Origin of the sequence: Nocardiopsis dassonvillei (assembly GCF_964273065.1) — a bacterium.
Classification (GTDB): domain Bacteria; phylum Actinomycetota; class Actinomycetes; order Streptosporangiales; family Streptosporangiaceae; genus Nocardiopsis; species Nocardiopsis dassonvillei_B.
Window position 1 is genome coordinate 6254789 of the sequence record NZ_OZ186815.1, and the last position, 25144, is coordinate 6279932.

At 74.9% G+C, this 25144-nt stretch carries 23 protein-coding genes; 8 read left to right on the top strand and 15 right to left on the bottom strand.

Translation table 11 applies throughout. The annotated features are described in order from the left end of the window. Nucleotides 1-41 precede the first annotated feature (41 nt). On the bottom strand, nt 42-737 hold the full coding sequence (locus ACSUPR_RS27780; protein ID WP_436892168.1) for a lysophospholipid acyltransferase family protein: 696 nt from the start codon (nt 735-737) through the stop codon (nt 42-44). 270 nt (nt 738-1007) lie between these two features. On the opposite strand from ACSUPR_RS27780, the gene ACSUPR_RS27785 reads away from it, so the two are divergent. Further along, nucleotides 1008-1652, top strand: a complete 645-nt coding sequence (locus ACSUPR_RS27785; protein WP_436887834.1) for a cyclase family protein — start codon at nt 1008-1010, stop codon at nt 1650-1652. Nucleotides 1653-1707: 55 nt separating this feature from the next. Here ACSUPR_RS27785 and ACSUPR_RS27790 read toward each other — a convergent pair whose 3' ends face one another. Then, the gene (locus tag ACSUPR_RS27790; protein WP_436887837.1) at nt 1708-3825 is read right to left on the bottom strand and encodes an FUSC family protein; all 2118 of its coding nucleotides are present in this window, start codon (nt 3823-3825) and stop codon (nt 1708-1710) included. Between the two features lie 446 nt (nt 3826-4271). Further along, nucleotides 4272-5468, bottom strand: a complete 1197-nt coding sequence (locus tag ACSUPR_RS27795) for a hypothetical protein (protein ID WP_436887839.1) — start codon at nt 5466-5468, stop codon at nt 4272-4274. 118 nt (nt 5469-5586) lie between these two features. On the opposite strand from ACSUPR_RS27795, the gene ACSUPR_RS27800 reads away from it, so the two are divergent. Next, nucleotides 5587-6351, top strand: coding sequence for a methyltransferase domain-containing protein (locus ACSUPR_RS27800; protein ID WP_436887841.1), 765 nt, complete (start codon nt 5587-5589; stop codon nt 6349-6351). A 133-nt stretch (nt 6352-6484) separates the two neighbouring features. Here ACSUPR_RS27800 and ACSUPR_RS27805 read toward each other — a convergent pair whose 3' ends face one another. The 4 genes from ACSUPR_RS27805 to ACSUPR_RS27820 form a co-directional block, all read right to left on the bottom strand. Continuing rightward, complete coding sequence (locus tag ACSUPR_RS27805; RefSeq protein ID WP_436887843.1) at nt 6485-6631, bottom strand: hypothetical protein; 147 nt, start codon at nt 6629-6631, stop codon at nt 6485-6487. A 109-nt stretch (nt 6632-6740) separates the two neighbouring features. After that, entirely contained in the window at nt 6741-7985 is a 1245-nt protein-coding gene (locus ACSUPR_RS27810; RefSeq protein ID WP_436887845.1) for a cytochrome P450, read from the bottom strand. Between the two features lie 63 nt (nt 7986-8048). After that, on the bottom strand, nt 8049-8132 hold the full coding sequence (locus tag ACSUPR_RS27815; RefSeq protein WP_436892169.1) for a cittilin family RiPP precursor: 84 nt from the start codon (nt 8130-8132) through the stop codon (nt 8049-8051). A gap of 396 nt (nt 8133-8528) precedes the next feature. After that, entirely contained in the window at nt 8529-9071 is a 543-nt protein-coding gene (locus ACSUPR_RS27820; RefSeq protein WP_436887847.1) for an N-acetyltransferase family protein, read from the bottom strand. Nucleotides 9072-9375: 304 nt separating this feature from the next. On the opposite strand from ACSUPR_RS27820, the gene ACSUPR_RS27825 reads away from it, so the two are divergent. After that, nucleotides 9376-10305, top strand: coding sequence for a LysR family transcriptional regulator (locus tag ACSUPR_RS27825; RefSeq protein ID WP_436887849.1), 930 nt, complete (start codon nt 9376-9378; stop codon nt 10303-10305). Nucleotides 10306-10402: 97 nt separating this feature from the next. Here ACSUPR_RS27825 and ACSUPR_RS27830 read toward each other — a convergent pair whose 3' ends face one another. After that, complete coding sequence (locus ACSUPR_RS27830; protein WP_436887850.1) at nt 10403-11341, bottom strand: LysR family transcriptional regulator; 939 nt, start codon at nt 11339-11341, stop codon at nt 10403-10405. A gap of 72 nt (nt 11342-11413) precedes the next feature. Here ACSUPR_RS27830 and ACSUPR_RS27835 point away from each other — a divergent pair, with 72 nt between their 5' ends. Beyond that, entirely contained in the window at nt 11414-12517 is a 1104-nt protein-coding gene (locus ACSUPR_RS27835; RefSeq protein ID WP_436887852.1) for an EamA family transporter, read from the top strand. Between the two features lie 577 nt (nt 12518-13094). Beyond that, entirely contained in the window at nt 13095-14057 is a 963-nt protein-coding gene (locus ACSUPR_RS27840) for an erythromycin esterase family protein (RefSeq protein WP_436887854.1), read from the top strand. A gap of 122 nt (nt 14058-14179) precedes the next feature. On the opposite strand, the gene ACSUPR_RS27845 is transcribed toward ACSUPR_RS27840, so the two are convergent. From ACSUPR_RS27845 to ACSUPR_RS27865, 5 genes are all read right to left on the bottom strand, one after another. Beyond that, on the bottom strand, nt 14180-14512 hold the full coding sequence (locus tag ACSUPR_RS27845; RefSeq protein ID WP_436887856.1) for a winged helix-turn-helix domain-containing protein: 333 nt from the start codon (nt 14510-14512) through the stop codon (nt 14180-14182). Next, the gene (locus ACSUPR_RS27850; RefSeq protein WP_436887858.1) at nt 14509-14934 is read right to left on the bottom strand and encodes a hypothetical protein; all 426 of its coding nucleotides are present in this window, start codon (nt 14932-14934) and stop codon (nt 14509-14511) included. The genes ACSUPR_RS27845 and ACSUPR_RS27850 overlap by 4 nt, the downstream gene beginning before the upstream one ends. Nucleotides 14935-15399: 465 nt before the next feature. Further along, entirely contained in the window at nt 15400-15663 is a 264-nt protein-coding gene (locus ACSUPR_RS27855; RefSeq protein ID WP_436887860.1) for an Atu4866 domain-containing protein, read from the bottom strand. A 24-nt stretch (nt 15664-15687) separates the two neighbouring features. Further along, on the bottom strand, nt 15688-17088 hold the full coding sequence (locus ACSUPR_RS27860; RefSeq protein ID WP_436887862.1) for an amidohydrolase family protein: 1401 nt from the start codon (nt 17086-17088) through the stop codon (nt 15688-15690). Between the two features lie 172 nt (nt 17089-17260). Beyond that, nucleotides 17261-18157 carry an MmyB family transcriptional regulator gene (locus ACSUPR_RS27865; RefSeq protein WP_436887864.1) on the bottom strand — a complete coding sequence of 299 codons (897 nt, stop codon included), beginning with the start codon at nt 18155-18157 and terminating at the stop codon, nt 17261-17263. 299 nt (nt 18158-18456) lie between these two features. Between ACSUPR_RS27865 and ACSUPR_RS27870 the strand changes: the two genes are divergently transcribed. Both ACSUPR_RS27870 and ACSUPR_RS27875 read left to right on the top strand, forming a co-directional pair. After that, nucleotides 18457-20259: a hypothetical protein gene (locus ACSUPR_RS27870; RefSeq protein ID WP_436887866.1), complete on the top strand. Its 1803-nt coding sequence runs from the start codon at nt 18457-18459 to the stop codon at nt 20257-20259. Nucleotides 20260-20335: 76 nt separating this feature from the next. Beyond that, on the top strand, nt 20336-21001 hold the full coding sequence (locus tag ACSUPR_RS27875) for an alpha-ketoglutarate-dependent dioxygenase AlkB family protein (protein WP_436887868.1): 666 nt from the start codon (nt 20336-20338) through the stop codon (nt 20999-21001). A gap of 105 nt (nt 21002-21106) precedes the next feature. Here ACSUPR_RS27875 and ACSUPR_RS27880 read toward each other — a convergent pair whose 3' ends face one another. Together ACSUPR_RS27880 and ACSUPR_RS27885 are read right to left on the bottom strand one after the other, a co-directional pair. Further along, a complete protein-coding gene (locus ACSUPR_RS27880) occupies nt 21107-21874 on the bottom strand; it encodes a DUF1266 domain-containing protein (RefSeq protein ID WP_436887870.1) in 768 nt (255 codons plus the stop codon). A 47-nt stretch (nt 21875-21921) separates the two neighbouring features. Beyond that, the gene (locus ACSUPR_RS27885) at nt 21922-23490 is read right to left on the bottom strand and encodes a hypothetical protein (RefSeq protein WP_436887872.1); all 1569 of its coding nucleotides are present in this window, start codon (nt 23488-23490) and stop codon (nt 21922-21924) included. A gap of 226 nt (nt 23491-23716) precedes the next feature. On the opposite strand from ACSUPR_RS27885, the gene ACSUPR_RS27890 reads away from it, so the two are divergent. Next, complete coding sequence (locus ACSUPR_RS27890; protein ID WP_436887873.1) at nt 23717-25108, top strand: GH1 family beta-glucosidase; 1392 nt, start codon at nt 23717-23719, stop codon at nt 25106-25108. Nucleotides 25109-25144 lie beyond the last annotated feature (36 nt).

Here is a 25144-nt window from a genome sequence, read left to right on the forward strand (position 1 = left end):
TTCTCAAGGGCGGATCAGCCCCGAGTTCGCTGTGGCGAAAGTCACCCGCGGGGGTCGCCCTGCCCCAGCTCCGCCTTGACCGAGGCCGCGTAGCGGGCGACCCGCTCCTGGCCGGACAGCTTGGCGATCGCCTCCATGATGGCGTCGGTGGCCTCCCGCCGGGGCCGGGCCTTGTCGGCCCGTCCCTTCCACGGTGACAGGTCCACGGGTTCGCCGAAGCGCACGCCCACCCTGTTGAGCGAGGGGACCCTCCGCCCGGGCGGAAGGATCCGCTCCGTCCCGGCCAGCGCCACGGGCACCACCGGGACACCGGTCGTCAGCGCCAGCCAGGCCAGCCCGGTCTGTCCCTTGTACAGACGGCCGTCCGGGGAGCGGGTGCCCTCGGGGAAGATGCCGAAGACCTCGCCGCGCTCCAGCACCCCGAGGCTGTTGTCCATGGCCTCCTGGGCGCTCTGCCCCGGTCGGCGGTCCACCGAGAGCTGGCCGAGTCCGCGCAGGACCCGCGTGAACGCCCGGCGCGGCAGGGTGCCCTCGTCGAACAGCTCCTGCTTGGCGATGAACCGCACCGGCCGCGGACAGGCGACGCCGATGAACAGGGGGTCGATGAGCGCCAGGTGGTTGGCGGCCAGGATCAGCCCGCCGGTGCGGGGCACGTGGTGGGCGCCCTCGGCCTTCACGGGCCACATCATGCGGGTCGCGGGCGCGACGACGGCCTTGGCCGCTCCGTACAGTGACACCATGAAGTGGACCCTTCTCCGTGCGTGGTGCGAATCCGCGGTGGCGGGGCGGTCTCCACGGAGCCACCGCCACCTGCGCCCCATGACCTTATCGGGCCCGTGGAGCGGACGGCCGGGCCGAGGTGGGTCGGGGGCGGGGCAGGGGCTCCTCCCCGGATCCCGGAACAGCGAGACGGTGGTCCGGGTCACACGCGCTACGCTCATGGTCTAGACCTCTGGCGCAGGTCGGGGGTCGTGCACCGGACACGCTCGTGAAGCGAGGAAACAGCCATGTCCAAACCGGTCGACGTCAGCCACCAGATCACCGACGGGATGACCACTCTCCCCGGCCTCCCCCTGCCGCGGATCACCGAGGGTCCGGCCGCCCGGGGAAGCGGGCACGGTGACGGCGGCAGGGTCACCATGGCCGGAGCCACCGGCACCTACCTGGAGATGCCCGCCCACCGCTACCGCGACGGAGCCGACCTGGCCGACCTCGACCTGGACCGGGTGGCCGACCTGCCCGGCACGGTCGTCGACGCCGCCGGCTCCCACCGGATCGGCCCGGAGGCGTTCTCCGGCCTGGACCTGCGCGGCAGGGCCGTGCTGGTGCGCACCGGCTGGGACAGCCGCTGGCGCACCGAGGCCTACGGCGACCACGACCACCCCCACCTGACCGAGGCCGCCGCCAAGGCCCTCGTCGATGCCGGGGCCGTCCTGGTCGGCATCGACTCGGTGGGCGTGGACGACACCTCCCCGGCCTCCGAGGGAGCCCGCCCGGCCCTGGCCGTCCTGCTGGCGGCGGGTGTTCCCGTGGTCTCCCACCTGTGCCTGCTCGACGGGCTCCCCGCCGAGGGCTTCCGGTTCTTCGCCGTTCCCGCCAAGGTGCGCGGTCTGGCCGCCTTCCCCGTCCGCGCGTTCGCGCTGGTCGACTGAACCCCGGCCCCGCTCCTGTCGGGGCGGCCGCCGCGGCTCGCGGCGGCCGTCCCCCTCACAGGTCGGCGTGGAGGTCCTTCTGGGCCCGGCGCCGCTCCAGCTCGGCCCGCTTCTCGGCCTCCAGCCGCGCCGTCCGCTCGTCCTGGGCGACCGCACCCGCCATGGCCGTGGACAGGGCGCGCAGCTCCATGTTGATCCGCGGGTAGGCGGGCAGCCGGGGCAGTGCGCCCATCCGCGGGGTGCGCCGCTCCTCCATCGCCGAGATCAGCTCGCGGAACGCCAGGTCCACGCGCTGAAGGGTGATCGCCCCCACCGGCTCGGGGTTCTCCAGGGCCAGCGCCGACAGCGCCAGGTACCCCGTGCGCTGGGTGGCCACCACCACCGGCCACAGCGGCCGGGTGGAGGCGGCTCGCGGGACGTCGCCGATGGCGCTCTCGTACACCCCCCGCAGGCTCACCAGCGCGGCCCGCATGTCCCGCCGCAGCTCGTAGCGGAGCTGTCCGTCGATCGCCGTGTCCTGGTCCAGCACCGCGGCCATGCAGCGGCGGGCCTCCTCCAGGACCCCGACGATCGACTGCGGCAGCCGTGTCGCCGACGCGCCCCGCCACAGCAGCATCGCCCCGGCCAGGCCCACCAGGGATCCCACCACGGTGTCGATGATGCGGGTCTCGGCCAGCTCGGTGATGGGGTGCGGGGCCGCCGTGTACGACAGCAGCAGCGCCATGGGGGTGAGCAGGACCGAGGCGTAGAAGAAGTTGCGGCCGATCACCAGCTGCGCGGCGCCCTGGAACAGCCCCGCCAGCAGGATGACCCCGGCCAGCGGCGGGTGGGCGGCGATGAGCAGCGCTCCGATGACCACGCCGATGAGGGTGCCCAGTGACCGCTGCACCGACCGGTTGAGGGTCAGCACCACGTTGCCGCCCTGGAGGACGGCCGTGGTGGTGATGCCCACCCAGTAGGAGTTCTCCAGCCCCACCGCCATGGCCAGCACGCCCGCCGCCGTCACGGTGATCCACATGCGCAGGGCGGTGGGGCGGATCAGCGAGTCCTGGCTGAGGCTGGAGCGCAGGGCGCCCCACAGCGCCGGATAGCGCTCGTCGTGCAGGTTCCGGGCGCGTTCGTCGTCCGGTACGCCCGCGTCGCGGCGCTCGGCCGTGGCGGCCCGCGCCATCAGCCCGTACAGGCGCGCCTCCAGGGAACGGGGGCGCATACCCCGCCGCAGCCCGTCCAGGTCGGCCGGGTCGGGCGCCTTGTCCGGGGCGGCGACCGCGGCGGCCATCCGCTCGGCGAACTCGGCGGCCCCGGGCGGCAGCGGTGTGGGGCGGGCCATGCACACCTGTGTGGTGACCAGGTGGATGTCGGAGACCCAGCGCAGCAGGGAGCGCAGCCGCGCCGCCTCGTCGCTGGTGCGGTAGCCGCGGGTCTGCGCCAGCAGCACCAGCCGCCACGCGTCGGCGACCGCCACCGAGGCGTCGTGCTGGGCGTGGTCGAGTTCGGGGGTGCCCACCGCCCGCAGCAGCACCGCGAGCTTGCGGTAGGCCCCGGCGACCGCCTGGCGCTCGGGCTGGCGGGCCCGGACGAAGGCGCCCGACATGGACACCGCCCAGCCCACCGCGGCGCCGAACGCGGCGATGGCCGCGTGCAGCGGGATGTCGGCGAGGCCGCCGGGCACGATGGTCGAGATCGCGCCCACCAGGACGAAGAACATGGGCCCGGGCTTGTCCACCCGCCAGGCCGCGCACACCCAGGTGGCCAGCCCCGCGGTCAGCCCGATGGAGACCACCGCCGCCCACGGCGACAGCGCCGAGGCCAGCGAGCCCAGGGACACGCTGATCACGAACCCCAGCCCGACCAGGGCCAGGGCGGCGGCGCGGTACACGTAGGGGGTCTTCTTCTCGTACAGGACCGTCATGGAGCCCATCGCCGCCAGGGTGGCGACCTGGGCGCCGAACAGCCACGCGGCCAGCGCGAAGGAGACGCTCATGGCGATGGCGGCCTGCGTCGCGGTGGTCCACGCCCAGGAGCCCGACTCCAGCCCGAAGACCGCGCGCAGGTCCACTCGCGGCCGGGGGCGCTCACCGACGGCGACGCGCCGGGGTCCCGGATGCGAGGGGTCGCCCACGTCGAGGGGTCCGGTATCGCCCGTGGTTCCCAGATCTCGCACGTGCCCCATCCTAGACCGGGACGAATCGGTACTCATGCCCCAGAGGACGCGTTGCTTCGGGATCCGGGTTCGGTTCCGCGCCGGTGGCCTCGGCCACCCTCCGCGCGTCCCGGCCGCGGCCGCGCGGATCCGCCCGCACGCTGATCTGCGCCGACGCCGCCGTGTCGGCGGTCCGGGCGGCCCGGGGTGTTCTCGGCCACTCCGGTGCGGCCGGGGGAGGCGGCCCGGCCGCGGAGGCCCCGCCCGTCCGCATGCACGTGGACCGGCCGGAACACCTCATGCCCGGACCCCGCACGGGCGCCCGCCCGCGCGGGGCACCGGGGGTCTTCGGGCCCCGTGGGAGGCACCGCCGGCCCGGGAGCGAGGCCGGCCGACCGGCCGGGGCGGCCCCGGCGCACGGGCCCAGGACCCCGCGGGGCCGGGTCACGGTGGACGCCGCAGCGGACGGCGTACGGTCAGCCCTGGGAAGGGGTGGTCTCGGCGGGGCGGGCCAGGGCCTCGTCGCGTTCGGCCTCGGCGCGCTCGGCGCGTTCCAGGGCACGGTCCCGGGCCTCCTCGGCCAGGGCCAGGCGGGCGGCCGCGGCCTCGCGGGACTCGGCCAGGGTGAGCTCGGCCCCGCGCCGCTGCGCCGCCAGCTCCTCGGCCAGGCGGTCCCGCTCGGCCACCGAGCGTTCCAGTTCGGCGGTGAGCCGCTCACGCTCGGCGACCGCCGCCGCGCGCTCGGCCTCCAGCGCCCGCTCGATCCGGTCGAGTTCGGCCTTGGAGCGCTCACGCTCGGCGGTCAGCGCCTCCTCCGCCCGGCGTACGCGCGCCTCGGCGTGCTCGGCCCGCTCCCGCTCGCCGCGGGCGGCGGCCAGGGCCTCGTCGCGCCTGCGGACGTGCTCGGCGGTCTCCGCCCGCAGCCCCTCGGCCTCGGCGTGCGCGTGCTGCAGACGCCGGGCGGCGTCGGCGCGCTCGCGCCCGGCCTCCTCGCGCTGCTCGGCCAGACGGCGCTCGGCGTCGGCCAGTCCGGCGTTGGCCTCCGCCACGGCGGCGTCGCGCTCCACCCGGGCGGCCTGCGCCTCCCGTTCGGCCTCCTCCCGCGCGGCCTCGGCCTCGTCCCGGCGGGCCAGCGCCTCCTCGGCCATCTGCTCGGCCTCGGCGGTCGCGGCCACCGCGGAGGCGGCCGCCTCCTCCGCCGACCGGCGGGCCGACTCCGCCTCGCGGCGGCGGTTCTCCGCCTCCAGCCGTGCCGCGTCGGCCTCGGCGGCGTGCCGGGCCCCCGCCAGGCGGGCCGCCTCCACCTGGGCCTCGGCCGCGGCCGGGTCGGTCATCGTCGTGAACGCCTCGGTGGCCGCTCGCAGCGTCTCGGTGAGCTGTTCGCTCTGCACCGCGAACCGGGTCAGCAGGTCGTCGGCGCGCAGCCGGGCCGCCGTCACCGGCTCGGCCGAGGCGAACCCCGCGGCGGCCGCGGCGGCGGGCTCCCGGGCGGCCCGCGCCTCGGCCTCCTGCCGCTCGGACTCCTGGGCCTGGCGCTGGCGCTCCTTCCAGGCCCGCCAGCGGGTGTGCTCGGGCAGGTCGCAGTACTGGGGAGGCCGCCCGGGGGAGGAGGCCCGGGGCACCGGGCGGTCGCAGCCGGGGAAGTTGCAGGTGTTGGAGTCGGAGGTCGCCACGCAGGCGAGCGTAGCGTTTCCGGACCCGCCCGCGCGGAGGTGTGTCGCGCCCGGACCGGAACCTCCCGGTCCGCGCCCCGTCCTTGCCCGCGCCCGCGGACCGACGGACAATGCACCCATGCCACTCTCTCCCCGTGACGGCACCGACACCCAGCGCCTCCTCGAACGCCTGGACCGCTTCTCCCATCTGGCCGAGGCCCGCACCCTGCGGGACCGGGCCCGCGCGTTCCTGCGCGTCCGGCCCGGGGACACCGTGGTGGACGTCGGCTGTGGCGGCGGCCGGGCCACCGCCGAACTCGCCGCGGCGGGGATGCGCGCCGTCGGCGTGGACTCGGACCCCGCCATGATCGACGCCGCCCGGGCGGCCCACCCCGGGACGGCGTTCCGCCACGGTGACGCCTACCGGCTGCCCCTGCCCGACGGATCCGTGCGCGGTTACCGCGCCGAGAAGGTCTACCACTCGCTCGACGACCCGGCGCGCGCCCTCGCCGAGGCCCGCCGGGTGCTCGCCCCGGGCGGCCGCATCGTCCTGCTCGGCCAGGACTGGGACGCCTACATGGTCGACTCCGACGACCCCGACACGACCCGGCGGATCATCGCCGCCTACGCCGACACCATGCCCGACCCCCGCGCCCCGCGGCGGCAGCGGGCGCTGCTGGCGGAGGCCGGGTTCACCGGTATCGGGGCCGAGGGCCGGATCGCGGTGTTCACCGACGCGGAGGTACTGGACATGCTCACCGGGTTCGCCGAGACCGCGGAGCGTTCCGGGGCGATCGACGGGGAGCGGCTCCGGTCGTGGACGGGGGAGCAGCGGACCCGCTCCGAGGAGGGGCGGCTCTTCGTCGCGGTCCCCTTCCTGATGGTCGGCGCCGAGCGCCCCTGAGCGGCCTCAGCGCCGACGGCCGCGGAACGGCTCGCCCCCGTCGCCTGCCCCGGGCCTCCCGTGCGCCGTCCGCCCGACCCGCACCGGCCCCTGAGAGCACCTCGCCCCGCCGCATAGCGGTCGGGGCGCTCGGTCACCTCGCGTCCGGCCGGGGCCGCAGTCCGAGCAGGACGTCCTGGACGAGGGCGGGGCTGCGCCCGACCGCCTCGCCGCCGGAACCCAGGAAGTGCCGGTGGTGGATCGGCGCGTAGAAGAGGTCGACCATCGCGTCGGCGGGCACGTCGGAGCGAAGCCGCCCGGCGGCGACGGCGGAGTCCGGGGTGACGCAACGGGCACGCGGACACCGGAAGAGGGAAGGCGGGAGCCGCCGCCTTCGAGGACGCCGCCACTCATCCGCGGAACCGGACCAGCGCCCGCACCCCGACCGGTTGCAGCGCCAGGGCCGGTCGGGGACGCGCCTGATCGGGGCGCACCGGCTCCAGCCGGACCCGCGAGCACAGCGAGGCCGCGATGACCTCCACCTCGCGCAGGGCCATGGACGCGCCCGCGCAGCCGCGTGGACCGGCGCCGAACGGGAAGTAGGCGTGCCGGTGCCCGGGGCGCCCGCCGTCCAGCCAGCGCTCGGGGCGGAAGGCCTCCGGGTCGGGGAACCACCGCTCGTCGCGGTGGACGACCCACTGGCTCAGCCCCAGGGTGGTGCCGGCGGGCAGGGCGTACCCGCCCACCTCCAGGGTCCGTACGGTCTCCCGGCTGATCACCCACGCCGGGGGGTACAGCCGCATCGCCTCCTTGGCCGCGGCCGCCGCGAACTCCGGCCCGGTCATCCGCTCCACCGCCTCGGGGCGGCCGCCCAGGGCGTGCAGGAGCCAGGTCAGCGCATTGGCGGTGGTCTCGTACCCCGACATCAGCAGGGTGGCCAGCTCGTCGCGGACCTCGTCGAAGGGCGGGTCGTCGGCCAGCAGCCGGCCCAGGGCGTGGCCGTCCTCCCCCGCGGGGTGCTCGGCGATCAGGGCCCTGAGGGTGGTGTCGAAGTCGCGCAGTGACCGGCGCAGGCCGCGGTTGGTCCGGGTGGGCAGCCACATCGGCAGGCGCGGGGCGGAGGTCAGGCGCATGATCGCGGCCACGGCCCGGACCAGGGTCTCGCCGCGTTCGCCCAGGGGGCGCCCGGCGAGGTGCACGGCGCCCACGCTCATCGCCAGCCGGGACATCTCGTCGTGGACGTCGACCTCCAGGCCCTCGTGCCAGGTGTCCACGAGGCGGGCCACGCCCTCACGGGCGGAGTGTTCCAGCCCGTCGAGCCGGTCGCTGCGCAGGGCCGGGCGCAGCCGGGCCCGTTTGCGCTCCCACTCGGCGCCCTCGCTGTTCATCATGGCGAGCGGGAACCCCATGGGGCCGCGCCGGGTGGCCGCGCCGATCTTGGCGACCCTCCCCTCGCGGTCCAGCAGGACCCGGCCCACGTCGTCGGGGTGGGACAGCAGAACGTTGGCGGGGGTGAGGGAGACGACGTCGCCGAACTCGCGGGCGGCCGCGGTCAGGAAGCCCAGGGGGTCCACCGCGTAGTCGGCGGCGTTGGACGAGGAGCGCCCGCCCCGGGGGCCCGGGGGAGCGGAGGGGAGGGAGGAGGGGGCCGCCATCAGGTCCTTTCCCGGGTCGGGCCCGTGCCGCCCGGGGGGCGGCACGGGCCCGGTCGCGCCGGTCTAGTAGTAGATGTAGGGGCGGGTCAGGCGCTCGGCGTCGATGAGGCGCAGCTTGGCGGCGATGCGGTAGGCGGCCTTCTTCACGGGGGGTCCTTCCTCTGGTGTCTCCGGTTCCCTGGCGGTCCCGGGCGACGCGAAGAACGCTAGGCGATCGGTGACGGAGAGGGATAGTGGCGTGACGGTAAGAGAACCGTGCGCGCGAGGTGACCCATTCCAGTTGCCATAACGCCCGTTCGGGCACCGTGCCGGGGAAGGCCGTCCGCGGCAGGGGAGGCGGTCGCGGACCGGGGCGTCGCGGGCCCGTCCGACGACCGGGGCGGGCGCTCCCCGCCGGGGCGGCGCGGCGGCGGCGCGGTGTTCCGGTCGCGCCGGCGGGTACCGGGCCGGGAGCGGGGGCCCGGGGCACCGCGGGCCCCGCGCACGGCGAACGCCCCCGCGCGGCAGGGCGCGGAGGCGTTCGGGGAATGCGCGGAAGCGGGGTCAGTCGTGCGCGCCGAACCCGTCGACGCGGCAGACCATCGTGGTCACGAAGGGGCGGAAGCCCTCCGTCTCCAGGAAGCTGATGTCCTCCGAGGCCGTGGCCAGGGCGGAGAACTCGATGTCCCGGATGCCCATGGCGGCCAGCTGGTGGCGGATCTCCTCCAGCAGCTTGGAGCCCACGCGGGTGCCCGCGTACTCCGGGTCGATGGCGAAGGTCTGCACGACCGCGACGCGTTCGCCGCGGTCCCAGGTCCCCTGCGGGTTGTCGCGCAGCGTCACCATCGCGTACCCGGCCGGGTCGTCGCCGTTCTCGGCGAGGATCGCCAGGGTCTCGGGATCGGTCAGCCACTCCAGGTACTGGGCGCGGCGGCGGCGCCAGGACTCGTCCATGCTCGTGGTGCTGATGATGTCGGACAGGTGCGAGGCCCGCAGGGCGTACTGCTGGTGGAGGGCGCCCCACAGGTCCGCGAGTTCCTCGACCTCGTGAGCACCCAGGTAGCGGAAGCCGAGCACGCCGACGTCGGCAGGTCGAGGTTTGGTCATCAGCGAAGTTTGCATTTTCTTCTCACCCGTTCCACCAGCATTGGGTGCTGATCCCCCGGAGCGCGCTGTGTGCGCGCCCTTGGTTGAGCTGTGCTCCTGACTGTACGTGCCGGTATCTGCGGGAACGTACGTGACACGTGGAAAGAGCCGAGCGACGTCACGGTAGAAGAAGAAGTTTGATTTTTTCTTCGCAGGTCGAGCGAGAGGGCGCTTCTGGACGTTGTGCAGCGAATCACTGTTCTCGACTGGGCGATCTGTCGGAAATCACCCGGAAACCTGTCCGTGCTCGCCTACATTGGAAGCCATGATCGACGTTCGGCGGTTGCAGCTCCTCCACGCCCTGGCGCACCACCACACGGTGGCGGCGACGGCCGAGGCGCTCAACGTCACACCGTCGGCGGTCTCCCAGCAGCTCGCCGCCCTGGCCAAGGAGCCCGGGGTCCCCCTCGTCGAACGCCAGGGCCGCCGCTTCATGCTCACCGGGGCCGCCCGGGTCCTGCTCGAACGCGCCCCCGCGATCTTCGCGGAGATGGAGCGTGCCGGAGCCGACCTGGCCGCCTACGCCGAAGGGGACCGCGGGGTCATCCGCGTCGGCTCCTTCTCCACCGGTATCAGCGACCTCATCGCACCCGCCCTGGCCCGGCTTCGGGTCAGCCACCCCGGCTGGTCGTTCGAGGTGATCCAGGCCGAGCCCGAGCAGAGCGCCGAGATGGTGCGCTCGGGCCGCCTCGACGTCGCGCTCACCATGTCCACCGGGCACCTGCCCGCCAGCGGGGACCCCGACTTCCGCGCCGACTCGGTGATGGTCGAGCTGTTCGACGCGATCCTGCCCTACCAGCACCCGCTGGCCACCCGCAACGGCCTGCACCTGTCCGAGGACCTGGCCGCGGAGGACTGGATCATGTCCGCGCCCGGTACGGCCTGGCACGAGTGCGTCACCGCCGCCACCAGCCAGGCCGGGTTCCAGCCGAGGGTGGTCCACACCGTGGACGACTTCAGCGCCGTGTTCGCGCTGGTCCAGGCGGGCCTGGGCATCGCCCTGATGCCGCGCCTGGCCTGGACGGGCATGAACACCCCGCACACCGTCGTGCGCGGGGTGCGCGACACCGCCCGGCGCCACATCATCGCGCTGTCGCGGGCCGGGTCCACCCCCGAACCGCTGCTCACCGCCGTGCGCGAGGCCGCCAGCAAGGTGCCGGTGCCCTCGGTGGGGCCCTTCGCCATCGCGGGCTGACCGCGGCTCCTCCCCGGGCCGCGGCGTTGCCCGGCGCGGGCCCGGCGCCGGGGCCGGTGGTCCCGCCCGCCCCGCCCAGGGGTACGGGCCGGCGGGTTCAGGCCGGGGCGTCGGGCGCTTCCGGCAGCGGCGGCACGTCGTCGAGCACGTTCTCGGCGGCCCGGTGCAGGTAGCGCGCCAGCAGGCGGATCGGCCGCCAGGCCCAGCCGCCGGTGCGCCCGGCCAGGTACACCTGGCGTACCCCGCCCAGCTCGCCGAGCGGGGCGTGGGCGACCCCGCGCCGCGTGACCGCCGACAGGCGCGGGACGACACCCACTCCCACCCCGGCGGCGACCAGCTCCTCGAACAGCTCCAGGTTGTCGATGCGGTGCACGATCCGCGGCGTGAACCCGGCGTCGGCGCACATGCGCTGCACCAGGGCCTCCTCGTCGCCCCGGTAGGGGCTGGCGATCCAGGCGGCGCCGGCGAGGTCGCGCAGCCGCCGCCGGGTCAGCGTGCGGCTGTCCGCGCCGGCCGAGGGCTGCGACAGCAGCAGGCCCTCGGAGCCGATCGGGTGCACCGTCAGCGACCCCGGGAAATCCCGGGGGAGCAGACTGTACTGGTACACCACCCCCAGGTCCGCGCCGCCGTTCTGCAGCAGGGTGAGCGCCTGCTCCGACTCGTACTCGGTCAGGTGGATGTCGATCCCCGGGTGGTCGTGCCGCAGCTGACGGATCGCGGGCAGCACCACGGGCGCCGCGCTGGTGTACATGACCAGGTCGACCCGGCCCACCGGCTCCCCGTCGCCGTCGAACTCCGCCCGTGCCGCCTCCACCCGGGCCAGGATGTCCACCGCGTGCTCGGCCAGGCGCCGCCCCGCCGGGGTGAGCCGGACCCGGCGCCCGTCCGGGGCCAGGAGGGGGACGCCCGCCTCCCGTTCCAGGACCGCGAGGTGTTTGGAGACCGCGGAGGTGCTCATGCCGGTGACCTCGGAGACGGCGGCCATCGTGCCCAGCCGCTCCAGCTCGACGAGCAGTCGCAAACGGGTGAAATCCATCCACTGAAACTACACGGTTCATCAACCAACGGTTCGTGGACAGAAACAGACAACATGTTTCACATTGGTCGGGTGATCCGCTCCTTCCTTCCCTCGCTGCGCCGTGCCCGCCTCCAGGTACCGGCGCCGGTCATGCTGCTCATCGGCATGTTCACGCTGCACACCGGCAGCGCTCTGGCAGTCACCGCGTTCGCCCAGGCGAGTCCGGCCACCGTCACCTGGCTGCGGCTGACGTGGGCGGCGCTTCTTCTGCTGCTCCTGGGCGGTCGCTCCCTGTGGCGGGCAGTGCGCGAGGCGACGTGGCGCCAGCGCGCCTCCGTGGTGATCCTCGGCACAGCGAGCGCGGGGATGATGATGTTCTACTCCGAGGCGACGGCGCGGATCGAGCTCGGCACCGCCACGGCGATCGAGTTCCTCGGCACCCTCGTCGTGGCCGTGGCCGCCATGCGCCGCCGCCGCGAACTCGTGTGGATCGCCGCCGCGGTCGCCGGGGTGCTCTGCCTGACCCGCCCCTGGGAGGGCGAGCTCGACCTGGTCGGCGTGGGCTTCGCCCTGGCGGGCGCGGTGTGCGTGGTGTTCTACATCGTCCTCACCCAGAAGGTGGGTGCCGGGTTCGGCGCCGTCCACGGGCTGGCCCTGACCATGGGCGTCGGCTCCCTGGTGACCGCGCCGTTCGGCGCCCCGGGGGCGTTCGCCGCGCCCGACCCCGGACTGGTCCTGTTCACCCTGCTCATCGCACTGCTGTTCCCGATGGTGCCCTTCCTACTGGAGATGGTCTCCCTGCAGCGGATGACCCGCACCGCGTACAGCACTTTCTCCAGCATGGAGCCCGGTGTCGCCCTGGTGATGGGCCTGGTCGTCATCGGCCAGGCGCCCGCCGCACTCCAGATCGTCGGCATGGCGCTGGTGGTCGTCGCCGGAATCGGGGCCACACGCGGCGAGCGGAGCGGCAGGCCCGCCGTCCCGGAGGCCGTGCGCGAGAGGGCCGGCCGCACCGCGCCGAGCGGCGACGCGGAGGACACGGAGGCCTCGGTGGAGGGGCCGGCCTCCGGCGAGAGCGCCCCGTCCGCCGCCGGATCCGCCGGGGGGCCGACCGCCGGACCGGCCGCGGCACAGGACCCCGAGCCCGTACGTACGGCTTCGGCTCCCGCCGGGGCGGAGGGCCGGGCCGCCTGAGTGGTCCCCCCGGCGCGTACCTTTCACGAGGGCGGACGGCGCGCCGAGGGGCCGGGTCCGGGTGTCCCTGCTCCGGCGCCCGTTCCACAGGCCCGCGCACCCCGGTGCGCGGGCCTCTTCCGTTCCGCCACCGCCGTCACGGCTCCGAGAGCGGGCGGGGAGAGGGGCGGGCGGGCGAGACCGGATTCCGGGCGGGCCCGCCGAACGGGAGGCAGCCCGGCCCCACCGCGCCCTCAGCGGCGCGGTCTCCGCTGTGGGGCTCCCGGGGCCTCCTCCCCGGATCCGGTCCGCGCCCGGTGCGGGGGCGGTGCGGGGGTGGTGGCGCGGCTCGGTACGGCGGCCGTCCGGCGGTCCCGGCCGCCGACCACCCGGACCCGGCCGCGGCGGCCCGCCACCGCCCGGTGCCGAGGAGGCGGAGCGGTTCGAGGCGGCGCCCGCCCTTACTTCCCTCCGCCGTCGAACCCGGGCGCTCCCGACCTGCTCGTCCTCCGGAGGCCTTGACCTGAACCATAGTTGAGGCTTCAGGGTCTTCGAGGGGGCGGGAGCAGCCCGCCGAGCAGGAGCGAAGGAGATCCGGATGTCGGTGTCGACGACGGTCGAATGGATCCGCGAGCACGCGCACGCTCTGACCGCAGACGGGGCCGGGGAACCACTGGAGGACCTGAGGCCCCTCGCCTCGATGGTGCGCGGCGCCGAGGTCGTGGCCGTGGGGACCGCCGCACGCGGTACCCGGGAGCAGGCGGTGGCGGCGCACCGCATCGTGCGGCTCCTGGTGGAGGAGGAGGGCTTCCGGTCGGTCGCGCTGGAGGGGGACGACCCGGCCCGGCTGGGGCTGGACGCCTACATCGCCACCGGTGAGGGGGACCCCCGGTCCCTCCTGGCCGGGGCGCGGCCCTTCCTGCGGACGGCGGAGGTCCTCGGCCTCGTCCTCTGGATGCGGGAGTACAACCTGCGCCACCCCCGCGACCCGGTGCGGTTCCTGGAGGATCCCGAGCCGGACGTGGAGCACGCCGCCCCGCTGCGCGGACTGGCGGCCATCGAGCTCTCGCTCGCCGAGGGCGTGGCCCGCTGGCGGGAGCGCACCGGCGACCGGATCGTGTACTGGGGCGGCAGCGCGCACACGGCGGTCGGCGACCCCCGCACGGTGTCACCCTCCTCGCCGCCGGAGACGCACCGGAACATGGGCGGCCACCTGCGTGCCCGCCTGGGCCGGGGGTACCGGTCGATCGGCCTGACCCTGGGGCGGGGGTCGATCGGGGTGGAGCTGCCGGGACCGGCCGAGGGTTCGATCGACGCCGTCCTCGACGAGGCGGCCACAGGGGCCCCGGCCTACCTCCTGGACCTGCGGCGGCCGCGCCCCCCGCAGGTCGCACGCCTGCTCGACGCCCGGACGAGGACGCGGCTGGTGGGCCCGTTCTACGATCCGGCCGAGGACGCCGACCACCACATCTCGGGGGGAGCGCTGACCACCTGGTTCGACGCCGTCGTCCACGTTCCGCGGGTCACCCCCGCCGGGCCGCTGCCCGCTCCGGCCGTCTGACGCCCTCCCGGGCCGACGGCGGTGCGCACCGGCCGGTCTCCCCCGCCCGCGGGGTCGTCGCGCGCCCGTCGGCGCTGTCCTCCCGTCTCCCGTGCAGCCGCGTGCTGTGCGGGAGGGCGGGATCAGTCCGCGGAACCGCTGGCCGGTGCGGATTCCAGGGCGCTCCCCGCGGCGATCTCGCGCAGCGCCGCCACATGCCGCTCGAAGGCGGCCCGGCCCTCCCTGGTCAGGGACAGGGAGGTCCGGGCGCGTCGCCCCGCGGTGAACTTCTGCACCTTCACGTAACCGGCGTTCTCCAGCACGGTGACCTGTTTGGACAGCACCGAGTCGCTGACCTCCACCGTGTCCCGCACCAGGCGGAACTCGGCGCGGTCCACGGCGGCCAGTGCGGCGACCACCGAGAAGCGCACGGGGGAGTGGATCACCTCGTCCAGGCGGTTGCGCGGGTGGTTCATCGTGGTTTCCGGCTCTGCCGCAGTGCCACGTAGGCGACGGCCAGAGGTGGAACGCAGCTCAGCAGTGCACCCGAGACCCACCAGGCGACCACTCCGGGGAAGACGTTGAGCCCCACCAGCAGGGTCACCAGGTAGATGGCGGTCCAGGCGCCCATCATGCCCAGGTGCAGCACCCCCAGGTTGCGCGGCTGTGCGGGACGGGTCAGCGCGTAGGCGAGGAGCAGCGCCAGCACCACGGCGAAGGCCCCCATCGTCCACGGCAGCGCCTCGGGGGAGGGCAGCAGCCCCAGCGCCAGGATCAGGGCGCAGCTCATGGCCGCGTACCCCGCCCCGAAAACCGCGTACCAGCCGCTCTGCCCGCGCATGCGGGCCCTGAGGGCCTCCGCCTGCTCGAGGGCGTCCAGTGCCTCGTCCTGTCGCACGTGCCACCTCCGTTGTCGAACCTGTTTCCAGGATCGCATTCACTTTCCAACCTGGCAAGTGTTTTCCGGAGTCGTGATCCCGGGTCGGGCGGGCCACGCGGAGTGCCGCACGGTCCGGCACGGCGGGTGCCCGGGCACGTTGGCCCCCGGGGGTCCTTCGGGCCCCGGTCGGCCGGTCCGCGGTCGGGAGCGCCGCTCCCGGGGACCGCCGGGGGAGGACGGCGGTCCGACGCCCCCGGCCCTTCGGGGCCCGCCCGGCCGGCGGCCGGGCCCGCCGGCTCCCCAACGGCCGTGAGGCCCGGGGGAGGAACACCGGTCCCGCCGGGAACGGCCTTCCCCCCACCGGGGCTCCCGTGCGGTACCGCCCCGGCCCCGGCTCCGGAACGGACCGCGGTGCGGCGAAGGACCGGTCCGCCCGCGGACGCGGGGCCGCATCCCCGCCTCCGGCGGTACGGACCCGCGCGCTCAGGCCTGCGGCTCCTCCCGGTACAGGACCAGGTGCTCGTGGTACAGCACCCCGTCGCGCACGTCCCCCGTGGCCGTGAACCCCGTGTCGTCGACGTAGTCGATGTGGTTTCCCGTCACCGTGTAGCTCCCGGTGTAGGCGCTGCGGCGGTTCCCGCGCGCCTCGTCGTAGCGCCCGTCGGGCAGCAGCTCCTGCCGGATGTGCCCGTCGGCGGTCACCCACATGCCCACGAACGGGTGCGGCTCGCCGGTCTTGTCCGTCATGGTCGTCCTCCTCGTCTATCCGGTTCAGTGGGAGGCGCGCGCCAGGATCCGGTCACGGGACTCCCGGACGCGGTCGCGCAGGTCGTCCGTGTCCGCGTCCAGCACGCGCCCCGCCCATTTGCGGGGTTCGCCGTCGATGAGGACCGCGGTGATGTTGCGGGCGTCCGAGCCCAGCACCACGGTCCCGACGGGGTCGTTGAGCGGCATGTTGTTGAGGTCCTCGGCCGTGATGACCAGCAGGTCCGCCCGCTTGCCCGGGATGAGAGACCCGGTCACGCCCCCGAGCCCGTTGGTGCGCGCGCCCTGGAGGGTGGCGAAGTCCAGCACGTCGTGGACGCCGATCCGGGCGGCCTCGCGCCCGGTGCCGTACACCGCGTTGGCCGCCCGCATCCGCTGCACCGTGTGCAGGGTGCGCATCTGCGTGAACATGTCGCCCGCCAGGGCCACCTCCACGTCGATGCTCAGCCCCGGCCGCACGCCCGCGGCCAAGGCCTCGTCGACGGCCGGGACCGCGGTCTCCAGCCCGATCTGGGCGTCCGAGGTCGGGGCCAGCGCGACGGTGGTCCCGGTCGCGCCGATCGCCTTCCACGCCTCCTCGGTCAGCCCGGTGGCGTGGATGAGGGTGAGGTGCGGCCCCAGCAGTCCGCGGTCGGCCCAGTCCAGGACCGCCCGGGAGGACCCGGTGCCGAAGACCGCATCGACGCTCACGCCGATGCCGAGGTCCCGGGCGATCCGGGCGAGCTCTGGGCCGTACGCCGGAGACGGCCCGGCGACCTCCTCGGTGGCCAGTGCCGCCACACGCAGGGTCAGCATCCGCCGGGCACCGTCGGAGTGCTCCTCGCACAGCCGGGCCAGGTCGCCGGGCCACTGCCGGTCCCACTCCCCGAAGTGCGGGCCCATGGAGGCGTGGACGCCGCGGATCCCGGTGTCGGCCAAGGCGCGCACGGCGGCGTCGGAGTGCTCCCGGGACCGGGAGTTGTGCGAGAAATCGAGCATGCAGGTGATGCCGGAGTCGATCGCCGACAGCGCGGCCAGCCTGGTTCCGAGGTACATGTCCTCGGGGCCGTACGCGGGTGCGTACCGGGCCAGGGTGGCGGTCACGTACCCCGCCAGGTCGTCGACGTCGGGCATGATCCGGCGCAGCTGGGACTGCCAGGCGTGCCGGTGGGTGTCGACGAACCCCGGTACGAGGACACATCCGGCGGCGTCGACGACGACCGCGTCGCCCGCCTCCGGGACCGCCCCGACGGCGGCGATGGTGTCCCCCTCGACGAGGACGCCGGCGTCGTCCAGGACTCCGAGTGCCGGGTCCATGGTGACCACGGTCGCCCCGGTGAACAGGATGCGCCGGTGCGGATCGCCGGACCGGCGCCGGATCTCCTCCAGCGCCGCCTCGGCGGCCGGTGCGGTGGGTGTGGAACGCATGCGGGGTGCCCCCTCGGCTCGTGCGGTGGGATGTCGCCGTCGAGTCTCGTTCCGCGCCGCGGGGGTATCCAGGCCGCCGTGCACCCTGGTGCGGCACTCCCACCCTGGGCGCCACCACGGCACGGGGCCGCGCCGGACACCGGCGCGGCCCCGTGGAGCCGGGACGACGTGTTCAGGAGCGCTCGGAGCGCACCTCCGCGCCCGGCTCCGCCCCGGCCGCCGGGAAGGCGGTGTGCAGGGAGCCGAGCAGGGCCAGCGCCTCCTCCGACGGGCTTCCCGGATCGGCCTGGTAGACCACCAGCTGCTGCCCCTCGGAGCCGTTGACGGTGAAGCTCTCGTAGTGCAGGTCCAGGTCGCCCACGGCCGCGTGGTGCAGCGCCTTGGGGCCCCTGCCCTTGCCGCGGACCTCGTGGCGCGACCACAGGACGCGGAAGTCCGTGCTCCTGACGGAGAGCTCCCCGACGAGGGCACCGAGCCGGGGGTCGTCCGGCCGCGTCCCGGCGGCCCGGTGCAGCTCGGCCACGACCGCGGCGGCGGCCCGGGTCCAGTCGCGGTGGAACACGCGGGCCGCCGGGTCGAGGAAGGTCATGCGCGCCAGGTTGTCGGTGACCGGGAAACCCGAGTACAGGGCCCGTGCCAGGGGGTTGAGGGCCAGCAGGTCCAGGGTGCCGCCCAGGACGAGGGCGGGGGTGCCGTCCCAGCGGTCGAGCAGCCGGAGCAGGTGCGGTCCCACGCGCTCGGAGCGGCGCGGTGCCCGGGGGCGGCGCCCGTCCGGGGACGCCAGCCGCCGCATGTGGTCGGCGGCCTCCTCGTCCAGCAGCAGGGCCCGGGCCAGGGCGTCCAGCACCTGGGGCGAGGGGTGGCGCTCCCGTCCCTGTTCGAGGCGCATGTAGTAGTCGGTGCTCACCCCGGCCAGCACCGCCACCTCCTCCCGGCGCAGGCCCGGCACCCGGCGGCGCTCCGTGTCCGGCAACCCCACGTCCTCGGGTCGGATCCGGTCCCTGCGCGCCCGCAGGAAACTCCGCAGGGTGGTCCGGGCCCGGGGCCCGGCGGTCTCGTCAGTGCCCATGGCCCCAGGCTAGGCGGCCACCGGCCGGGCGGACAGGGCCGAGGGTGGGTGCGCCGCACCCACCCCGCGGCGGTGGTGCGGGGAGCCCTCCCGCGGAACGCTCCCCCCTGCTCCCGCCCGGTGATCCCTGCCACAGAGAACGGCCTCCGCGGATCCCCTGGCCCCCTCCCCGGCCGGGTGCCGCGCCCCGGTCCCCGCTCCGAACTGCGGAGACGGCCACCCGCGGCCGGGACAGGGCCCCGCCCCGCCTGCCCCAGGGGGACCGGCGGCCCCTCCACATGCACTAATCTGGCGCGACCATGGCCGCGAAAACTGATCTCGAACTCCTGCGTGCCCACGAACCCGTGCTGATGTGCACCAAGGGAGAACTCTTCTTCCCCGCCGACGTGGACGCCTACGTACGCAACTGCAGCCTGTGGATCGAGGAGCCCGGCGGCGGCGAACGCGTCATCGTCCCCGCCGGGGAGCTCGACCTCGACCGCCTGGCCACCGCCGAGGAGGAGTGGCCCGGACGGCACAAACACCTGCGCTTCGTCCAGGAGGAGACCCTCCGCGAGGAGGCCCGCCGCTTCCGGGGCATCTCGCGCACCGTCATCCCCAAGAGCGGCCGCCTGGCCGCCGTCGGCGTCCTGGGCCGCATCCTCGACATCCTGATGAAGCTCTCCCTGCTCATCCGGGGCGCGGTCCCCGGCGGCGTCACCTTCGCGGCGGTGACCCGCTACCGGGAGCGGGTCGACGACGGCAACGCCACCTACTACGGCCGGGTCGTCCGCGAGGGCGGCTACATCGTCCTCCAGTACTGGTTCTTCTACGCGATGAACGACTGGCGGACCATCTACGGCGGCGTCAACGACCACGAGGCCGACTGGGAGCGCGTCACCGTCTACGTCGTGGAGAACCCCGACGGCACCACCCGCCCGGTCTGGGTCGGCGCCTCCTCGCACGAGTACCACGGCGACGACCTGCGGCGCAGCTGGGACGACCCCGACCTGCACCGCGAGGGCCCCCACCCCGTCATCTACGTCGGCGCGGGCTCGCACTCCCACCAGATGCTCCCGGGCGACTACCTCATCCAGGTCGACCCCTCCGTCCTGCGCGGCCTGCTCAAGGCCTGGAAGTGGATCACCCACCGCATCTTCCGCGCCGACAGCGCCATCAACCGCCACGGCATCGGCGTCCCCTTCGTCGACTACGCCCGCGGTGACGGCGAACGCCTGGGCCCGGGCGGCGACCGCGCGTGGAACGCCGTCGTCATCGACGACGACACCCCCTGGGTGAAGGGCTTCCGCGGCCTGTGGGGCCGCGACACCCGCGACTTCTTCGACGGCGAGCGCGCCCCCAGCGGCCCCCGCTACGAACGCGACGGCACCATCCGCCGCTCCTGGGCCGACCCCCTGGCCTGGGTGGGCCTGCAGAAGGTCGCCCCCACCGAGGCGGCCGCCCGCGCCGAGCTGCGCGCGCACGTCCTGGGCCTGGAGGAACGCCTCCGCGAGCTCGACGCCGACATCGTCAGGCGCCGGGACCGCCTGCGCCAGCTCGACTCCGCCCGCATGGTCCTGGCCCGAGAGGCCCACTCCCGGCCCCGCGCCCGCGCCTACGCCGAGGAGATCGCCGCCCTGGAGATGGAGTTGGCGGGCGTCTACGAGAAGCGCGTCCTCACCGCCGACGAGCGCGACGGCCACCTGCGCGCACTGGCCTCGGACACGCCCCTGGTGCCCGGTCCGACCGAGCACCTCAAGGCCCCGCACCTGCCCTACTCCTCGGGACAGCAGCGCAGCACCCGCTTCCTGCACCTGTGGGTGGCCCTGAGCACCCCGCTGCTGCTGATCGCGCTGGCGCTGCCGCTGTTCCTCCTGGAGGGGCAGTTCACCTTCTACGCGATGATCGGCGTGGTGGTCGCCTTCGCCGCGGTCGACTCGGTCGCGCGCCGCAAGTTCCTCCAGTACCTCACCGGGCTGGCGGTCCTGGCGGTGGTGGTCGGCCTGGTGGTGGGCGTCGTCGTGGCGTTCGTCGTCAACTGGCGCATCGCCGTCACGGTGCCGGTGGTGCTCATCGTGGTGCTGCTGCTCGTGGTCAACATCCGCGACCTCATGCGCCGCTGACCCCCGCGGCCCCCGGACGCGCCCCCGCCGAGGAGGAGGGGGCGCGTCCGTCGTTCCCGGCGGGCACCATGGGGACATGAGCGACGCACTGTTCGCCGGACCCCCGGTGGAGATCGCCCCGGGAGCCGTCCACCTGCCCGGATGGCTGTCACCGGAGCACCAGGCCGCCCTCGTCGAACGCTGCCGGGAGTGGGCGGCCGGACCCGGCGGGATGCACCGCCACACCATGCCGCGCGGCGGCCGGATGTCGGTGGCAATGACCTCGCTCGGCTGGTTCTGGCGGCCCTACTCCTATGAGCGCACCCTGCCCGACGGCACCCCGGTGCGGCCCCTCCCCGCGGAGCTGGGCGCACTGGCCGTCCGCGCGGTGGAGGCCGCCTACGGCGCCCCGCCCGCCCCCGGGGCCGCCCCCTACGACGTCGCCCTGGTCAACTTCTACGACGCCGACGCCCACATGGGCATGCACCAGGACCGCGACGAGGCGGCCCGGGAGCCGGTGGTGTCCCTCAGCCTGGGCGACACCTGTGTGTTCCGCTTCGGCAACACCCAGACCCGCAACCGCCCCTACACCGACCTGGAGCTGCGCAGCGGCGACCTGTTCGTGTTCGGCGGGCCCTCGCGCCTGGCGTACCACGGGGTGCCCCGCACCCGCCCCGGCACCGCCCCGCCCGGCCTGGGGCTGCGGGGGCGCCTCAACCTCACACTGCGCGCCTCCGGTCTGCCCGCCGCCCCGGGGGCCTGACCCCCGGCCCCCGCCCCGGCCCTCATGGGGCTGTCGGGCCTCGTCCTCCACCTGCTCTTCCGCCGCAACGGCCGGCTGTGAGGGGCCGCCCGCGCAGCCGGAGCGTCACATGCGCCAGGGCAGGTTGCGCCAGGGGCTCTCCGGGTCGGTGACCAGTACCCGGTGCGCCTTCACCGAGTCGGTGTAGTACGCCCCGAACTCCCCGTCGTCGAACCCCATCGCCCGCCCCAGGGTGAACCCGGCCGACATCTCCTCCCAGGAACCGTGGTGGCGCATCGACATCGCTCCGGCCCGGATGATGTGGGGCAGGGCCCTCTCCTCGGTGGCGTACCCGGCGTTGACGCCCCACCGGGCCAGGTTGACGGCCCGTCCGAAGTCGTAGGCGCGCACCGTGCGCACCACCGCGCCCCGGGGCAGCACCCCGTCGGCGACCATGCGCTCCTCGTACTCCCACACCCGCGCCGCCTCGGCCACCATCTCGTCGTAGGCCTCCCGCGGCGCGCCCAGCTCCCGGCACCGGTACGCGATGAGGTCGGGCCAGGTCCCGGCGTCGAAGGGGAGGCCGGGGCGGGCGTCCACCGCCCGCGACCGCAGCTCCAGCACGGTGGACAGTGCGGTGGGCGCGGAGGCCTCGGCGGTCAGGGCCGCCAGCGCCCGCTCCCACCCGGCGGCGTCGGTGATGCCCCAGGCCGAGCTCAGCTTCTCGCGCTCGTCGCGGGCGTCGCAGCACGAGCACGACGAGTGCACCGCGTTCCACACCCCGCCGTTGGCCACGGGCATGTGCGCCCCGCTGGCGAAGGCGTGCGCCAGCGGTCCCTGGAACACGCCCCGGGGATCGCTGCGCAGCCGCACCCTTTTTGTGAACAGACCCATGCCCGCCCGCCTCCCACGGTCCTCCGGTCCCAGGATCCTAGCGCCGCCTAACGCGGGTCGAGCAGCGCCGAGATGTCGTCCGCCAGCGACCGGGCCGCGGCCTCCTGCTCCCTGGCCAGGGTCAGCCGCTCCTGCCACGCCCGCGCGGCCCGGTCGGCCTCCTGCCGCAGCCTCTGGAGCCCGGCCCTGCGCACCTCCGCGACGCCTTCGGTCTCCCGCAGGTCGTACAGGTGGGCGCCGACGGCGGCGGCCGCAGCGATCCCGGCGAGGACCCACACCACCCAGACCGCCGTGCCGACGGTCACCAGCCCCAGGACCACCAGTAGCGCGGCCAGGACCGCGAACCCCCACATGTAGACGCGGCCCCGGTGCTCGGCGGGGTGGCGGATCTCCAGCTGCTGCTCGGCCCGGCGCGTCTGCTCGGAGGTGGGACCGTGCTCGGTGATGTCGATCCGGATCCCCTGGAGTGTGACGGGAGTGGACTCCGGGAGCGGTGTCGAGGCCAGCTCCACCAGGCCCTCGACGGTGCGCATCACGGCCGGGCGCTGCAGGACCAGCGCGAAGGTGCTGCGGTGCGGTGCGCTCTCGAAGGCGCGCAGGTCCTGCTCCAGCAGGGCGGCGGCGGTGCCGACCCCGTCGTCCCAGCCGGGCCTGCGCCCGCCTCCGCCGTTCTCGATGACGGCCCGCAGTTCGTTGGCGCGGGTGATGAGCGGCGCCTCCTCGGGGGTGCCCTCGCCCACCAGGGCGACCAGCGCCTCGGAGAGGAAGACGGCGCTGCCCTCGTCGGGGGCGACCCCTTCCATGGGGGTGTCCTCACCGCCGAGCGCGGTGATACGGGTGACGTCGGCGTGCAGGGCGGTGAGCTTGTCCACGGCCTCGGCGCGTGTCCTCAGCTCGTGCTCGCCCCGGGAGGCGCCGCCGCGCCGGCGTCCGGAGCGGGGGCTCCCCCCGGAGGGCGCGGCGGGGGCCGGGGCGAGCGGGGGGAGTTCGGCCCCGACGCGGGACCAGTGCCGCAGGGTGGACCGCAGCAGGTGCTCCCTGGCCTCCTCGCCGAGGGAGCCGTCGGCGGTCAGCATCCACAGGGCGCGCCGGCCCCGGGTCACCTGCTCGTCGGGGGCGGGCAGGTGGGGGAGCAGGTCGCCGGGCCCGCCCAGGGTGCGGGCGTACTCGGCGCGGGTGAGGGCGGTGGCCAGGACGGAGAAGGCGGCGGCCCGTTCCGGGTCGCGCCGGGCCGCCTCGTCGAAGTGGGGGAGGGCCTCGGCGGGGGAGCCGGTGAGCAGCGCGTGCAGGCCGTGGGCGGCGGGCGGGAGCCAGTAGTCGGGGACGTCCTCCAGCTCCAGGGCGGAGGGGACCGTCCCGTCGAGCATGGCCAGGGTGCGGTGCCGGGCCAGGGCGTGCGGGGCGAACACGGCCAGGGTGGCGCGGATGTCGCTGAGCTCGATGAAGGCGTCCAGGGTGGCCGAGACCCGCTTCAGCCGCTGTTCGAGGCCGCCCCGCAGGTTCGTCAGCTCCGACCGCATCCGCCGGCGCTCGGAGTGGAGCATCGAGTGGGCCGAGCTGACGTCCTCCTGCAGCTCCCTGATACGCCGGTTCTGCGAGTAGTCGATCCAGTCCATGCCCGTTGTGTGCCTTTCCAGCGGGGGAGGTGTACGCCGCAGGTGTGATGTGCGCGGGGCCCCGGAGGTTCCGCATCCGGCGCGAATGTGAGCGCACGGTGACCTCCGGGACGCCCGACCCCGGGGAGCCGGTGACGACGGGTGTCGCGAAAGCTACGCAAAAGGGATTGGTAATACGAATCACTCGGCTTAGCATGGGAGCGCTCCCGCACCTGGAAGGCCACCGATGGACCACCCCGAACTCCCCCCTCACCTGCTCTTCGGCACCGCCACCGCCGCCTACCAGATCGAGGGCGGAGCCCAGGAGGGCGGCCGTGGGCCCTCCATCTGGGACACCTACTGCCGGACCCCCGGCCGGGTCGCCCGCGGCGAGACCGGCGACGTCGCCTGCGACCACTACCACCGCTACGGCGAGGACGTCGCCCTGCTGGCCGACCTCGGCGTGGACCTGTACCGGTTCTCCGTCGCCTGGCCGCGCGTGCAGCCCACCGGTGCGGGCCGCCCCAACACCGAGGGGCTGGCCTTCTACGACCGGCTCGTCGACACCGTGCTGGCCGCCGGGATCGAGCCCGTCGTCACCCTCTACCACTGGGACCTGCCCCAGGCGCTGGAGGACACCGGGGGCTGGCGCGTCCGCGACACCGCCTACCGCTTCGCCGAGTACACCCGCATCGTCGCCGACCGCCTCGGCGACCGGGTGAACCGGTGGATCACCCTGAACGAACCCTTCTGCAGCGCCTTCGTCGGCCACGCCGTCGGCCGCCACGCCCCCGGCACCCGCGAGGGCACCCCAGCCCTGGCCGCCGCCCACCACCTGCTGCTGGCCCACGGCATGGCCGTCGGCGAACTGCGGGCGGCCGCCGCCGGGGACATCGGCATCACCCTCAACCCCGACCACCTCGTCCCGGCCACCGACTCCGAGGCCGACCTGGCCGCCGTCGAACGCGCCCGCACCCTGCACAACCGCGTCTGGCTGGACCCCCTCTTCACCGGGTCCTACCCCGACAACGAGAAGGAGGTGTGGGGGGACCTCGCCGACGACTCCCACCGCCGAGACGGGGACCTCGCCATCATCGGCCAGCCCCTGGACTTCGTCGGGGTCAACTACTACCGGCCCATCATGCTGCGCGACGCCCCCCACACCGAGCCCGACCCGGCCGCCCGCACCGCCGTCGACATCGGAGTGGAGCAGGTCCCCTACGAGGGGGTCCGGCACACGACCATGGGCTGGCCGGTGGTCCCGGAGACCTTCACCGAGATGCTCGTCGACCTGGACCGGCGCTACCCCGGGCTGCCGCCGATCCTCATCACCGAGAACGGCTCCGCCGAGGACGACCGCCCCGACGACGCCGGCCGGGTCCGCGACACCGACCGCATCGCCTACCTGAGCGACCACCTCACCGCCCTGGCCGCGGCCATCGACGCGGGTGTGGACGTGCGCGGCTACTTCGTGTGGTCCCTGCTCGACAACTTCGAGTGGGCCTACGGCTACGACCGCCGCTTCGGGCTGGTGCGGGTGGACTACGAGCGGCTGTCCCGCCACCCCAAGGACAGCTACCACTGGTACCGCGAGCTCCTGGGCTCCCACCGCGCCCGGCGCACCGCCGCCGGGCACTGAGCCCGCCCGCGCGGTCGTGGGGCAGGGCGGCCGCCG

Coding starts and splice junctions, on each gene's coding strand:
- ACSUPR_RS27810 (WP_436887845.1), bottom strand. CDS start 7,985: ATGGCGGCCCCCTCCTCCCTCCCCTCCGCTCCCCCGGGCCCCCGGGGC.
- ACSUPR_RS27825 (WP_436887849.1), top strand. CDS start 9,376: ATGATCGACGTTCGGCGGTTGCAGCTCCTCCACGCCCTGGCGCACCAC.
- ACSUPR_RS27870 (WP_436887866.1), top strand. CDS start 18,457: ATGGCCGCGAAAACTGATCTCGAACTCCTGCGTGCCCACGAACCCGTG.
- ACSUPR_RS27890 (WP_436887873.1), top strand. CDS start 23,717: ATGGACCACCCCGAACTCCCCCCTCACCTGCTCTTCGGCACCGCCACC.
- ACSUPR_RS27785 (WP_436887834.1), top strand. CDS start 1,008: ATGTCCAAACCGGTCGACGTCAGCCACCAGATCACCGACGGGATGACC.
- ACSUPR_RS27865 (WP_436887864.1), bottom strand. CDS start 18,157: ATGGGCACTGACGAGACCGCCGGGCCCCGGGCCCGGACCACCCTGCGG.
- ACSUPR_RS27885 (WP_436887872.1), bottom strand. CDS start 23,490: ATGGACTGGATCGACTACTCGCAGAACCGGCGTATCAGGGAGCTGCAG.
- ACSUPR_RS27800 (WP_436887841.1), top strand. CDS start 5,587: ATGCCACTCTCTCCCCGTGACGGCACCGACACCCAGCGCCTCCTCGAA.
- ACSUPR_RS27790 (WP_436887837.1), bottom strand. CDS start 3,825: ATGGGGCACGTGCGAGATCTGGGAACCACGGGCGATACCGGACCCCTC.
- ACSUPR_RS27860 (WP_436887862.1), bottom strand. CDS start 17,088: ATGCGTTCCACACCCACCGCACCGGCCGCCGAGGCGGCGCTGGAGGAG.
- ACSUPR_RS27820 (WP_436887847.1), bottom strand. CDS start 9,071: ATGACCAAACCTCGACCTGCCGACGTCGGCGTGCTCGGCTTCCGCTAC.
- ACSUPR_RS27840 (WP_436887854.1), top strand. CDS start 13,095: ATGTCGGTGTCGACGACGGTCGAATGGATCCGCGAGCACGCGCACGCT.
- ACSUPR_RS27855 (WP_436887860.1), bottom strand. CDS start 15,663: ATGACGGACAAGACCGGCGAGCCGCACCCGTTCGTGGGCATGTGGGTG.
- ACSUPR_RS27875 (WP_436887868.1), top strand. CDS start 20,336: ATGAGCGACGCACTGTTCGCCGGACCCCCGGTGGAGATCGCCCCGGGA.
- ACSUPR_RS27880 (WP_436887870.1), bottom strand. CDS start 21,874: ATGGGTCTGTTCACAAAAAGGGTGCGGCTGCGCAGCGATCCCCGGGGC.
- ACSUPR_RS27830 (WP_436887850.1), bottom strand. CDS start 11,341: ATGGATTTCACCCGTTTGCGACTGCTCGTCGAGCTGGAGCGGCTGGGC.
- ACSUPR_RS27845 (WP_436887856.1), bottom strand. CDS start 14,512: ATGAACCACCCGCGCAACCGCCTGGACGAGGTGATCCACTCCCCCGTG.